The organism is Dyadobacter luteus, assembly GCF_003383615.1.
Classification (GTDB): domain Bacteria; phylum Bacteroidota; class Bacteroidia; order Cytophagales; family Spirosomataceae; genus Dyadobacter; species Dyadobacter luteus.
This window is the reverse complement of sequence record NZ_QNUL01000024.1, coordinates 1-13,025: the sequence shown is the minus strand read 5'-3', so window position 1 is coordinate 13,025 and position 13,025 is coordinate 1. Positions and strand designations below refer to the sequence as shown.

Here is a 13,025-nt window from a genome sequence, read left to right as displayed (position 1 = left end):
TACACTCCTTAAGACCGTACTCTACCGTTCGCTACCGTACACATTTGTACGATTTCGAACGGTATTTATGTTTTGATTATTTTGTAATGGTCTTTTAATTAGGTTATTATGAATCTGGCAAGCGTTTTTAAAGTGGATGGCAGGGATTAGTAAAGCACAACTTTTTATATTTGGTCACCGACTACCTTGTAGTGCTCCTGAATTCATTTATACCAAAATTTTATGATCAAGCTCGAAAAGATTTCCAAGTATTATCCCGCTGGCTTTGGCAAAACCTACGTTTTACGTCACATTGACCTGGATATTAAAGAAGGCGAATTTGTGTCGATTATGGGACCGTCCGGTTCAGGTAAATCGACATTGTTACACATTCTGGGTTTACTGGAGGAGCCGTCGGAGGGAGAATATTTATTCCTGGATGAACCGGTTCAGAAGCTATCTGAAAAGAAAAGAACTGAGTTGCACAGACATCAGATCGGATTTGTATTTCAGGCTTATCACCTTATCGATGAACTGACCGTTTACGAAAACATTGAAACGCCGCTTCTGTATAAAGGCACACCATCTTCCGAAAGGAAAAGCAGAGTGGCTGAGTTACTGGATCGGTTTAACATGGTAGCAAAAAAGGATTTATTCCCACATCAGCTGTCTGGCGGACAGCAGCAGCTGGTGGGTGTAGCAAGAGCCATCGTTCATAATCCGAAGGTAATTTTTGCGGACGAACCAACCGGAAACCTGCATTCTGAACAGGCCATTGAGATCATGGAATTGTTTCAAAAGTTAAATAAAGAAGATAAAGTAACCATTGTGCAGGTAACGCACTCAGAAACCAATGCGACCTACGGAAACCGGATTGTGCGGTTGAAAGATGGGTGGTTAGCTTAGAAGAAGAGGGCAAGGGGCATAGGGCAGGGGATGTGCTGCAGATGTTTTCCGGACTCAGAATTATATAATCTATTAGCCATGAAATATTTATTGCTCGTTTTGAGCTTGCTGCCAGGCATTTTGCAGGCACAGGCCAGGCTCAGTATGCACGAATGTGTAGCTCTTTTGACTAAAAACAATCTGGTCTACAAACAGGGAAGTTTGCAGGCTGAGTCTGCGGAGGCGCAGTTGAAGCAGGTGAAATCTCAGATTCTTCCGCAAATCTCTATTGGCTCCAATAACAGTGTGAACCTGGGACGGAGTATTGATCAGTATACCAACGAATATATTGATCAGGTCTATAACTATAGCTCGATAGGAGGAGGCTTTCAGATGCCTGTTTTCCAGGGAGGAAAGTTGCAGAATCAGATTCATCAGAATGTTCTGCTGAAAGAGTCGGCGAATGAAAATCAAACTGCTGTATTCAATCAGCAAGTAGCATTACTGATGCAGGGTTATGTGAATGTGTTGGCCACGAAAGCAATTTATGAAGCCGCAGGGCAGCAGGTAGCTTCATCCCAGATTCAGGTGGATCGTGTTGAAAAACAAGTCAATGCCGGTGTACTGGGGAATAATACGTTGTTTGAAATAAAAGCTCAGCTATCGAACGATAAGTTTGCCGAAGTAACGGCATTGAATAACTATCGTACCGCCCGTTTGGCATTGTTTCAAAGAATAAACATTCCGGCGGATGACAGTCTGGTGCTGGAACCGCTTGCGCCGTTAAAGGCAGAACAAGGTGCTGTAACGGCTGCCGGCTTATACGAATTTGCCCAGATCAACTTTCCGGAAGCCAGAAGTGCAGAATTGTATCGTAAAAGCTTCGGTTATCAGGTGAAATCTATTCGGGCAGATAACTTTCCTTCCTTGTCTCTCGGAGCCGACTTTGGCGCATTTTACGCTTCTACGAATAAGAAGCTGGATTACTTTAATCAGTTGAATGCCACCAGGAATGGTTCTATGAACCTGCGGCTGAATATTCCGATCATGGGAAGATGGGTGACAAGACCTCGTGTGGAGTTTGCAAAAGTACAGGAGAGATTGGCGCAAAATCAGCAGGAAACGACGAAACAGCTGTTAAGGCAGGCGATTGAAAAAGCGGTACTGGATATGAACGCAGCCACAGATAAGTTTTCAGCAGCACAAGGGCAGGCCGAATCGCTGACAGCGAGTTTCACAGTTGTAGAAAGCAAGCTGAATGCCGGAACTGCCAACATTTTTGAATACTCACTGGCAAAGGCGAATCTTGCCAAAGCAGAAGCGAATGCGATTCAGGCGAGATATGAGTATCTGATGCAACAACGGCTGCTGCAGTATTATCAGCAAGGAAATTGGGACGGCGTGTTTTAATCAGCTATTAGCTTTTACCCTGAAAGATCCAATTTTTAGAACGATATAAATTAATTAAAAAGATATGTTTTCAAAAAATGCTTGTGGAATATGCATTCAAGGGAGACATAGGCTATAAGCTAATCACTAACAGCTATTAGCTAAAAGAAAGTTAGGTTAAATTTTGGTATAGGTAGTATTTAGAGGTGGCCGATGGTCGCCTCTTTTGTTATAATTTGTATAAAAAAAGTTAAATGTTTAGCCGGTGACAAAATTGATACTATATTGCCTCATATTATCAAACTATTTTTACGTATGAGGAAATATTGTCTTTTAGCCTTGCTTGGCTATTTATCAGTTTATAATCCTGTCCAAGCTCAGTTGGAGAAAGGGACAGGGTATTTAGGGGCAACAATTGGATTTGGTGGAACTAATAGTTTTCGAACCAGTCCGGGAAGTAGCAAATATTCCCAAGGGAGTTTAAATTTAACTCCATCTTTGTCTGCGGGGAAATTTGTTAAAGATAATTTTCTTCTGGGAGTCAATGTTGGTATAGGAATTCATACGATCACGTCCAAGTGGAACGACCAGAAAAATAAAACCAATAACCTGAACTACTACATCAGTCCTTTTATCAGGAATTATAAGGCAATTGGCAGTAATTCAAAATGGGCTGTGTTTCTAACCTCATCAGCTGACATCACTCTTTCCAGGTATAAAACTGAGAATGAGTCCACAAATACGACTAGAAAATCCAATGGATTTAATACTGGATTAAGCGTGAAACCTGGTATCGCTTATTGGATCACTCCACGTTTTTCTTTGGAATCTGATATTAATCTCCTATCGCTGGAAGCGGGTTATTCCTCTTTTGAAGAGTCAAATTCATTCTATTTGAGGTCTGGTATTACAAGTAGTTTAAATGGCTACTTCTCGGTTCGGGCTGCATGGTACATTCAAAAGCGCTAATTATATGAAAAAGATATTCTTACTGGCATTGCTTATCGGTTTCGGTACGATAGGTACGTTACAGGCACAGTTTACCGGTAAAAAATTTATTGAAGGGAATGCATTTATCAATTTTAAACAAAATAATAATGACTCGCCAGATCTCTCAACAAATGAGTATGGATACAACTTCAATATATCATTAGCTAAGTTCAGAACAGAGACTCGGGCGTCGGGATTGAGAATCAGTAATTCTCTTGGTGGAGGTAAGAGCTTTTATTCAAGTAACAGTAATGGTACTGGCCCGCTTATTGAAAAATCAGGTCTTCGATCAATCGGCTTCGGTGTAGGTCATTTCTGGCAATTCTACAAACACTTCAACGAACACGTAGGTATTTTTGGTGGGCCTTCGGTTGATTTGGGTTATTCTAATTCAAAAAATTATAATCCTGATGGTGGGTATTTGCAGGAAAACAAGTCAAACAAGATTAATTTGGGATTAAACCTGAGTGCAGGAATTTATTATAATTTATCAGAAAAGTGGTGGGTAACAGCGAGTATTGCATTCGCAAATCCTGTTGGGATAACTTACGAGAATATTAATTATTCTAATATTGCCGGGATGAATGAGAGTACCAAAGTAAATCAACTTGAATACCAACTCACCCCAACTTTTACATTTCCCAGCGTAGGTCTTGGTGTTCGGTATTTCTATGGCAGATAGGGTTAATCCGGTCAATAAATAAATTAAATATTTCAGTTATAAAGACTGTCGATTCGCCTTATAAGCGTATTTACAGTCTTTTTTATGAAGAAGTATTTTTTATTATTGTTGATAACTGGCCTCGCTGCCTGCCATAAGCCAAACTATGTAGCGATAGAATCTCCGTGGGAGCCAGATTATAAGCTGGATCGTTCAGAAAGTTCCATTGTAGCTTTTGAGAAAGCGGATGCTCAAAAAATGCCTTCAGAGAGCGGAATCATACTTACCGGCAGTTCTTCCTTTACAAATTGGAAAAGTGCTGTTCAGGATCTGGCACCTTTGCCGGTTATTAATCGTGGCTTTGGTGGTTCTACATTTCCGGAATTGATTTATTACGCTGAGAGATCGGTAATAAAGTACAAGCCTAAAACTGTTGTTATTTATTGTGAGAATGATATGTTCGGCAAGAAAAAGAAGTCCCCGGAGCAGGTAAGGGATGCGTATGTAGCCCTTACTAAATTACTTAAAGAACATCTACCTGGCGTAAGACTTTACGGAATTTCTCTGAAACCATCACCTTCCAGATGGGCGCAACGTGAAGATGTGATCAAGGCCAATAAACTGATTCAGGATTTTATTAAAACGGACAAAAAACACGATTACATTGATGTTTGGCCTGTTATGTTAAAAAATGGACGTCCGGATGCGGGTATATTTTTAAAAGATAGTCTTCACATGAATGAAGAAGGTTACCGTCGCTGGACAAAGGTTTTAAAACCGATTCTCGAAAAGACGGTTTAGAATTGAAAAAGTGGGATTAAGGGTATAGGTTTCAAAGTAAAGTCAGTATATTGACCAAAAAATACATTTAGGATTTAATAAGTGATCTAGCATTCAAATAATGAAAGTAACGGCGGTTTTTGACATTGGCAGGACCAATAAGAAATATGTACTTTTTGATGAGAACTATCAGATAGTAGAAGAATTCTCTGAGTCACTTCCGGAAACAACGGATGAAGACGGATTCCCGACGGAGGATATCACGTTATTGACCAAGTGGGTGCAGGATCGTTGGGCTGCATTGCTTGATAATCCTAAGTATGACATTAAAGCTGTAAACGTGGCGGCTTATGGAGCCAGTCTTGTTCATCTTGATGGTGACAATAAACCACTTACTCCGCTTTATTCTTATCTGAAGCCTTTTCCTGAGGCGCTTCTGACACAATTTTATAGTACTTACGGAGAGCCTACGAGACTTTCGCTTCAAACCGGTTCGCCGGCGATGGGCATGCTCAACTCGGGTATGCAAATGTACTGGCTGAAATACACAAAGCCGGATATTTACAAGCAGATCGTAACAACATTACACCTGCCACAATACATTTTGTATCTGCTTACGAATAGAAAAGTAAGTGACTATACTTCCATCGGATGCCATACCGCGCTTTGGAGCTTTGAGATGTGGGATTACCACGAGTGGGTAAAAGCAGAAGGTATTCATAAAAAGTTTGCTCCTGTATTGGCCTCTTCGTCATTTATTTACCGCCACGGAGAGAAAGGGATTCAATCCGGATTCGGCTTGCACGATAGTTCTTCAGCATTGGTACCTTACCGCATGGCTGTCAAGAAGCCATTTGTGTTGTTGTCAACAGGTACCTGGTGTATCAATTTTAATTCATTCTCTGCCAAGCCACTGACTTACTATCAGTTGGAACGCGATTGTATGAATTATCTTACGCCGGAAGGAAGCGGTGTAACTGCTTCACGTTTATTCCTGGGGCGTGAACATGATTTCCAGACTGCCCGCATCGCGGAGTATTTCAGAGTGGAATCTGATTTTTACAAGAGAGTTGAATATAATGCTGAGTTTTTGAAAGCAGATGCTCCGCCGTTCTATACTGCGTGCATGACTGGTAACGGACCATTCCCACAAGCCAATACAAAAGAATGGCAGGTAAGTGCGTTTGCTTCTGCTGAGGCGGCTTACCACCATTTGCTCAAAGGGCTTACGGATATGCTGACAGTGTCACTTCAATTGGTGGGCATTAATGATGTACAGTCCATTTATGTGGATGGAGGTTTTGCCAAGAATGTAATCTTTGCCAAACTCATCGCTAAAAACTTCCCGAATCATGCGGTATATACAACTGATCTTCCGTACGCTACATCACTCGGAGCAGCATTGCATGTAACGCGTCCGCAAACGTTCGAGTTTTCAGGAGATATTCATGAAATAAGCGCAGAATAGGTTTCTGCAATTAGTATACAATAGAAAATCCCGTTAGTGTTTTACCTTCGGGATTTTCTTCTTTTATGAGGCAGGCCAAATTAACTAATTCTGCTCCAGTTGGTTTGTTCCTTTTTAAGTTTACTTAAATGTACCTTAATCGGAGCATTCTCTGGCTGTTGAAGATCCGGATCGTTGGTTAAAATCGCTTCTACACAAAGTCGGGCAACTTTCAGGATTTCTCCATCCTGAGCAAGATTGGAGATAAGTAAATCCATCAGTCCGCTTTGCTGAGTACCGGTGATATCACCAGGACCGCGGAGCTGAAGGTCTACTTCTGCGATTTCAAATCCATCGTTTGTTCTGCACATGGTTTCTATACGCAGCCGCGTGTCTTTGCTGATTTTGTAATCTGTCATCAGCACACAGTAGGATTGCTCAGCACCACGGCCAACTCTTCCTCGTAACTGGTGAAGTTGAGAAAGCCCGAAGCGTTCCGCATTTTCAATCACCATCACTGAGGCATTCGGCACGTTGACGCCCACTTCTATTACTGTGGTTGCGACCATTATTTTCGTTTCGGCCTTTACAAACCGCTGCATTTCAAAATCCTTGTCTTTTGACTTCATTTTCCCATGCAGAATGCTGAGCGGGACATCCGGAAAAGCACGCGCAACACTTTCATAGCCATCCATCAAATCTTTTAAATCCAGTTTTTCAGATTCTTCGATCAGAGGATATACCATGTAAACCTGTCTGCCTTTATTGATTTCATCTTTCAAAAAACCAAATACGGATAACCGGTGTGCGTCATATTTATGAACTGTCCGGATTGGTTTTCTGCCGGCAGGTAGCTCGGTGATCGCCGAAATATCCAGGTCTCCGTATAAGGTCATGGCCAGGGTACGGGGAATAGGAGTGGCCGTCATAACCAGAATATGCGGATTGATCCTGCTGTTTTTTGCCCAAAGCTTGGAGCGCTGCGCCACCCCAAAACGGTGCTGTTCATCGATAATACAGAGTCCCAGATTCTGAAACTGAACTATATCCTCGATCAACGCATGTGTACCGACAATGATTTGCATAGAGCCATCCAGTAATTCTCTGTGAATTACATCACGCTCTTTCTTTTTCGTGGATCCTGTTAGTTTACCAATATTGATTCCCAGAGAATCAGCGAATTTTTTTAGTCCCTGATAATGCTGATCTGCAAGGATTTCGGTAGGTGCCATCAGGCAAGCCTGTGCTCCGTTGTCCAGTGCAAAAAGCATAGTAATGAAAGCGACAATTGTTTTACCGGAACCTACGTCTCCGTGTAGGAGGCGGTTCATCTGCTTGCCTTTTTTCAGATCCTCATGTATTTCATGCAATACTTTTACCTGAGAGCCTGTAAGCGTAAAAGGCAGGTGATGTGCATAAAACTCCTTCACCAGATTGACCTTGTCAAAAACGAGTCCCGGAAATTCAGTTTTATGCAGCAGTTTGTTCTTCAGTAAACGAAACTGATTGTAAAAAAGCTCTTCAAATTTGAGCCGGCGCTGTGCCTGGTGCAGCCAGGCATAACTTTGCGGTAAGTGAAAATTCCAAACGGCATCAGCCTTGGAAACCATCCTGTATTTCTGAATAAGTTCGGCAGGTAAGGTTTCTGCAAGATGCGGTCGGGATACTTCCAGCAAAGTTCTCATCATTTTACTGATGGCTTTGCTGTCAATAAATTTACGCTTCAGCTTTTCAGTGAGCGAATAAACCGGTTGCCAGTAACCACCATGTGCGTTCTCAGCAGTAAGCAGGTCAATTTCCGGATGGGTGATACTCCATTTGTTACCGAAAGCAATGGGTTTCCCATAAACAATGTATTCTGCATTGGGTCTCAGATTTTTTTCAAACCAGCTTATACTTTGGAACCATACCAACTCCATAACACCAGTGCCATCCGAAAAAACGGCGACCAACCGTTTTTTACTTCCTTCTCCTGCAAGGCTCCATTCTCTCAATCGTCCCTTAATCTGAGCTGCCGGCATTTGTTCGTTGAGCTCAGTAATTTTATGAAAAATGGTACGGTCTTCGTGGCGATACGGATAATATTGTATCAGATCACCGAAGTTGAAAATGCTTAGTTCCTGATTCAGCAGGGCAGCTTTTTGCGATCCCACGCCTTTGAGGAATTCAATGGGTGTGTCAAAAAAGTTGTTGCGTACGGGTGGAGTTAACTGGCTCATTTTTCAAAAATACATGGTTTTTGGGAAATGCTTATTTTAAGCGTTGTCATTTCACAACTTTTGCCAATCTCTGTCGTTAACTGTTTTTTACCACCAAATCTATAATTGTAAATTTTATGAAGACATCATTTTTATCCTTGTTGTTTGTATTTGCTGCGTTTGCAGTAGCACTTGCGCAAGGTAGTCCGAGAGTTACAGCCGATGGGGCGAATGTAAGTGTTTCTTACGGCCAGCCATCCAAGAAGGGCCGATTGATCTTTGGTAAACAAGATAGTCAGAGTCTTGAAAAGTATGATGTAATATGGAGAACCGGGGCTAATAAATCGACAGAAATTACCTTTAAAAAGGATGCTATGTTTGGTGGCAAGGCTGTGAAGGCAGGTTCTTACAGCTTATTTACTATCCCTGGAGAAAAGCAATGGACTATCGTATTAAACAGTGTTTTAGCTCAATCAGGCGCTTTTGAATACGATAAAAACAAAGACAAGGACGTACTTAAAGTGACTGTTCCCGCAAAGAAATATTCAACAGTTCAGGAGAAACTGACTTTTACTGTTACAGACAAGTCTGTTGATTTTCAGTGGGATAAAGAAGGTTTCTCAGTTCCTGTTAAATTCTGATCAGAATTGTCTGACATTACATGCAGGAAATACGGCGCTCTGTTTCTTCGGGTTGAAGAAACGGAGCGCTGTTTGGATAAGTACATTTGAAAAGCATTGTGAAGCCCGCTTAATCGGCCATACTTTGACGGATCATATTTTCTAGTACAGACAAATGTTCGGCAAAAGCCTTCTGTCCAATATCGGTGGAGCGGTAGGTAGTAAGTGGTTTTCGTCCGGCAAACTGTTTTTGAACATCCAGATATTTTGCATCTTCAAGCGCTCTGAGGTGGGACGCGAGATTACCATCGGTAAGTTCCAGTAAATCTTTCAGTTCGTTAAAACTCATAGATTCATTTACAACCAACACCGACATAAGTCCCAGCCTTATTTTACTTTCAAATACTTTATTGAATTTCTGTAACCAATCCATTCACACACTGCCACCCGCAGTTAATTGTTTGCATCTATTAAAAACATGGCATCACGGTTTCGGAGCCATACTGCCTGATCCCGCTGATTATTGGCATGCATCGTAACGGCCGACGAAATTACACCCGATCCGAGGGAAACCCAGAAAAACTTTCGGAGATGATCCCGATTTCCGGAGATCAGGGACACGATTGTTCCTGCCGAACCGGCAATGGAAATAGCCAATCCGATATTACGTGTTCTTCTTGATTTGAGATACAACTGTAATCCTCCTTCTGATATTGAAAACTCTCTCAAAAGTGATTTATGCCCTGCATATAGCATATTGTTTTTAACATAGCGGTTACTGCCCTGGAGATAAATGGTCTCTTTATCGTACCATTTTTTCAATGGTGTTCCCAGTGTGTCAGAAACTGTTTGCGCCTGTGTATTTCCTGAAATAAATAGCCAGATAAAAAATGCAGCAGTTATTTGAGATAGTCTTCTTTGTTTGCAGAAGTAAATTAAGTTCAATGTTTTTCCTCGTGCTGATGTTGAATGAGTTGGCATATTGAATGTTATCAGAATTTTTGGCCGGCAGGTGACTATAACCCGCCGTTGAATAAGATCAGAACTTTGGGGATGAAAATAATACATCCAACTATTACCGCAACCAGAGCAAGTATCAAAACGCCGGCGGCAGCCAAATCTTTCACATCTTTAATACCAGGGTGATAGCCCGGGGAAACGACATCAGCCAGTTTTTCTATGGATGTATTGATTGCTTCAGCAGACCATACCAACCCGATCAGTATGGAGATGATGCACCATTCTACTGATGAAATCTGAAAGAAAATTCCTGCGATCACGACCAGAATGAAAGCAATCAGATGTATGCGGGCGTTATTTTCGTATCGGAACAAACTATAAATCCCCATGCCGGCATATCGAAAACTGCGAATGGCCTTACGAATATCTACGGGTTGATTCATAATTTTTGAGTTCAGCGAAAAAATGGAACGCAAAGTACAACAACATCAGCACGAACGAAAATGCAACTGTATGTTTTATGGCCAGAGGATCCTGTAAACTACCCATAATTCCACGTAGTAAGGCACCTGGCTGAGTGAGTATATCCCAGCTGTTCCATCTGCCAAACCGCCCCAGGAATACACCAAAACCGCTCAATATCATTGACAGTGTAATGATTGTCCACGCTGCCTGGGCATTCCATCTTTTGACCGCAATCCGATGCATAACCCTGACAGAATAAAGCCCGGCCAGAAAACCTGAAACGGCGAACAGGAATATCAGTAGTGAATCGAACCATAGCATTTCTTCAGGTACCCCGCGGAGGTGTTTGAGGTCTGTGATGATGTAAGGAGCATTCGGGAAAAATAACAGCCACACAATAAAGTAAAGTGCGAGTAGTCCAAACGGGGTAGGGTTTACCATTTCTTTTTCCCAAACCCATTTCATAAAAAGTAACGGTACCCAGGCCAGAAACAGATTCCAGGTCAGAAATATAAAGTCGAGATGCTGGGTCGCTACGATTCTGACTGAGAGTAGGACGATAGAGACGAAAGAAATAAATGCTACAAGAGCAATTTTCTGATTTTTTTTGAAATACCCGAGCAGTGTGGTTGTAATCATTATCTTGTTGTTTAAAGTACTTTGTATTGCAAAGTTAATGCATTTAATTTTTCAGTCTATACATGTGATTGAAAGAAATGAATTGAAAATGATTTTGATTTAATACAAAACACAATGCGGAAAGTGGCAATGTGTTTTCTATGATTAGCAGAAGGCTGCTTAATTGCCGAAACCGGAATGAATTATTTTACCGTCTCGTAGGCTTTCATCATAGCCCATTCACGGCCTGCATTTTTTGCTTTAAATGTTTCAAGGCATCCGGTATCCTGAAGCGTGATATAGCAGGTTTTTCCGTTTTTGCCTCCAAAACAGATATTCGATACCTTTTGTCCTAGTGTTTTAATAGTCTGGATAATCTTTCCATCAGGTGATAGCACTGCCACTTCTCCTTTGCCATGTCGTGCTATATATAGGTTGCCCAATACATCACAACGCATCCCGTCGAGTCCGCCGTCGCTGAATTGATGAACCAGCCTTTTATTACTGAGTTTGCCATCAGGTGCAATGTCAAATGCCCACACATTTCTCTGTACACTTTCATTAACGTAAAGTGTTTTTTCATCCGGACTCACATCAATACCATTGGTTGTTCCCATGTTTTCAGCTGCTAATGTAGCCTTGCCTTCCGGAGATACGTGCCATACCTGTCCGGTTCCTTCCTTCCAGTTAGGGTCAGAACAGTAAATATGTCCTTTTGCAGTTATGGCCAGATCGTTAGGCTGATTCATTTTCGGCTCATTCACAAACACAGAAAGATTTCTTGTTATCAGGTCAACCTTCAGGATATTATGTCCTGTGAAATCTGCCACGTAAAATGTATTCTTGTCTCCAAACCGGATCCCATTTCCTGTGCTGCCTTTGGGTAAGGTCGTGAAAAAGCTGGTTTTCCCTCTTTTATTCACAACAGCGATAGTTCCGTCGCGTGCAAAATTGACAGCATACACATTGCCTTCTGAGTCCACCGCCGGCCCTTCACAATTATTGGTAAATTCTCCCTGAGCCGAAAAATTTTTACTCACAGTTTGCGCATAAGCGGAGCAGGAGCAAATAATCAACAGAATGATGGCTTGCAAAATATTGATTTTCATAGGCGTTGATCAAAGAAAGTCTGATTAAGGATTTCTCCATTTAATAGCACAACCGATTGGTTTGGTAGTGGTGGTTACCACAGGCTTGTCGCCCAGTAAATTACTGACAGCATCTTCAACATAAAACTTATTGGCACCTGAAGGATCCTGAGGATTGTCGTCAATCATGCCGATATACTTCACGACGAATTTACTTCCTGTTCTCTGAAGAACATACGCCTGAGGCGTACGCGCTACACCAAATGCTTTGGCAGTTTGCTGAAAGTCATCGGCAAGGTAGGGGTGTGGGTAATTTTTTGACGTAGCCCTTTCCTTCATTTTGTCCAGTGTATCGTCTTGTTGGGTGGCAGGGTCACTTGGATTAATAGCAATAACCGGAAAGTTTTGAGACGCAAATTTATTATGAAGCGCTATAATGCGGTCTTCATAGGCTTTTGCAAAAGGGCAATGATTGCTCGTGAATACAACAATGACCCCTTTGGTATTTGCATAATCATTCAGCGAAACAATGCCACCGCTTGTACTTTTCAGTGAGAAATTGTTCACTGCATCTCCAATGCGGTAGCCGGAGGTCTGCAGAAGAGATGCATGATTTATATTATTCTTCAGGCTGTTTGTTGCAGGTACCGCAGCCACTCCTGAAAGAAGCACCAACGAGAGCCAAACATAAATTTTCATTTGTTTATTGATCTTGTTCATTGAGTATCAAGACGGTGTCATATCCAAAGGTAACTATTTCTCTTGTTAAGGTTTGTTAATGCCATTTCTACCTCAAAAGAGGGCTTACAGATGCTGTATTTCATAAAGGTAACAGGTTACTTAACTTAAAAAAGATGTAATCGAAAATTTATTAAGCCTGTATGTTTAAAATGAAATAAGCCCGGGGTTTTTAAATTTGATTAGTAAAAGAAATTTAAAACAGCG

General features: G+C 41.6%; 14 protein-coding genes. 7 read left to right on the top strand and 7 right to left on the bottom strand.

Annotated features, from left to right (window positions below):
- Positions 1-222 precede the first annotated feature (222 nt).
- From DSL64_RS22300 to DSL64_RS22275, 6 genes are all read left to right on the top strand, one after another.
- Positions 223-885 (top strand): ABC transporter ATP-binding protein, encoded by a 663-nt coding sequence (locus DSL64_RS22300; protein ID WP_115833160.1) that lies wholly within the window; start codon positions 223-225, stop codon positions 883-885.
- A 78-nt stretch (positions 886-963) separates the two neighbouring features.
- Positions 964-2,274 carry a TolC family protein gene (locus tag DSL64_RS22295; RefSeq protein WP_115833159.1) on the top strand — a complete coding sequence of 437 codons (1,311 nt, stop codon included), beginning with the start codon at positions 964-966 and terminating at the stop codon, positions 2,272-2,274.
- Positions 2,275-2,568: 294 nt separating this feature from the next.
- Positions 2,569-3,222 (top strand): hypothetical protein, encoded by a 654-nt coding sequence (locus DSL64_RS22290; RefSeq protein WP_147300406.1) that lies wholly within the window; start codon positions 2,569-2,571, stop codon positions 3,220-3,222.
- Positions 3,223-3,226: 4 nt separating this feature from the next.
- Positions 3,227-3,925 carry a putative outer membrane beta-barrel protein gene (locus DSL64_RS22285; protein ID WP_115833157.1) on the top strand — a complete coding sequence of 233 codons (699 nt, stop codon included), beginning with the start codon at positions 3,227-3,229 and terminating at the stop codon, positions 3,923-3,925.
- A gap of 84 nt (positions 3,926-4,009) precedes the next feature.
- Positions 4,010-4,705 carry a GDSL-type esterase/lipase family protein gene (locus DSL64_RS22280; protein WP_115833156.1) on the top strand — a complete coding sequence of 232 codons (696 nt, stop codon included), beginning with the start codon at positions 4,010-4,012 and terminating at the stop codon, positions 4,703-4,705.
- A gap of 100 nt (positions 4,706-4,805) precedes the next feature.
- Positions 4,806-6,152, top strand: a complete 1,347-nt coding sequence (locus DSL64_RS22275; protein WP_115833155.1) for an FGGY-family carbohydrate kinase — start codon at positions 4,806-4,808, stop codon at positions 6,150-6,152.
- A gap of 80 nt (positions 6,153-6,232) precedes the next feature.
- On the opposite strand, the gene recG is transcribed toward DSL64_RS22275, so the two are convergent.
- Positions 6,233-8,350 carry an ATP-dependent DNA helicase RecG gene (gene recG, locus DSL64_RS22270; RefSeq protein WP_115833154.1) on the bottom strand — a complete coding sequence of 706 codons (2,118 nt, stop codon included), beginning with the start codon at positions 8,348-8,350 and terminating at the stop codon, positions 6,233-6,235.
- Positions 8,351-8,466: 116 nt separating this feature from the next.
- Between recG and DSL64_RS22265 the strand changes: the two genes are divergently transcribed.
- On the top strand, positions 8,467-8,970 hold the full coding sequence (locus DSL64_RS22265; protein WP_115833153.1) for a DUF2911 domain-containing protein: 504 nt from the start codon (positions 8,467-8,469) through the stop codon (positions 8,968-8,970).
- Positions 8,971-9,079: 109 nt separating this feature from the next.
- Here DSL64_RS22265 and DSL64_RS22260 read toward each other — a convergent pair whose 3' ends face one another.
- From DSL64_RS22260 to DSL64_RS22235, 6 genes are all read right to left on the bottom strand, one after another.
- Complete coding sequence (locus DSL64_RS22260) at positions 9,080-9,382, bottom strand: winged helix-turn-helix domain-containing protein (RefSeq protein WP_115833152.1); 303 nt, start codon at positions 9,380-9,382, stop codon at positions 9,080-9,082.
- A 20-nt stretch (positions 9,383-9,402) separates the two neighbouring features.
- On the bottom strand, positions 9,403-9,930 hold the full coding sequence (locus tag DSL64_RS22255; protein WP_115833151.1) for a hypothetical protein: 528 nt from the start codon (positions 9,928-9,930) through the stop codon (positions 9,403-9,405).
- A gap of 35 nt (positions 9,931-9,965) precedes the next feature.
- Positions 9,966-10,352 (bottom strand): diacylglycerol kinase family protein, encoded by a 387-nt coding sequence (locus tag DSL64_RS22250; protein WP_115833150.1) that lies wholly within the window; start codon positions 10,350-10,352, stop codon positions 9,966-9,968.
- Complete coding sequence (locus tag DSL64_RS22245) at positions 10,327-11,013, bottom strand: DUF1361 domain-containing protein (protein WP_229217185.1); 687 nt, start codon at positions 11,011-11,013, stop codon at positions 10,327-10,329. The genes DSL64_RS22250 and DSL64_RS22245 overlap by 26 nt, the downstream gene beginning before the upstream one ends.
- Positions 11,014-11,195: 182 nt before the next feature.
- The gene (locus DSL64_RS22240) at positions 11,196-12,101 is read right to left on the bottom strand and encodes an SMP-30/gluconolactonase/LRE family protein (protein WP_115833149.1); all 906 of its coding nucleotides are present in this window, start codon (positions 12,099-12,101) and stop codon (positions 11,196-11,198) included.
- A gap of 24 nt (positions 12,102-12,125) precedes the next feature.
- On the bottom strand, positions 12,126-12,779 hold the full coding sequence (locus tag DSL64_RS22235; protein ID WP_115833216.1) for a thioredoxin family protein: 654 nt from the start codon (positions 12,777-12,779) through the stop codon (positions 12,126-12,128).
- Between the last annotated feature and the right edge of the window lie 246 nt (positions 12,780-13,025).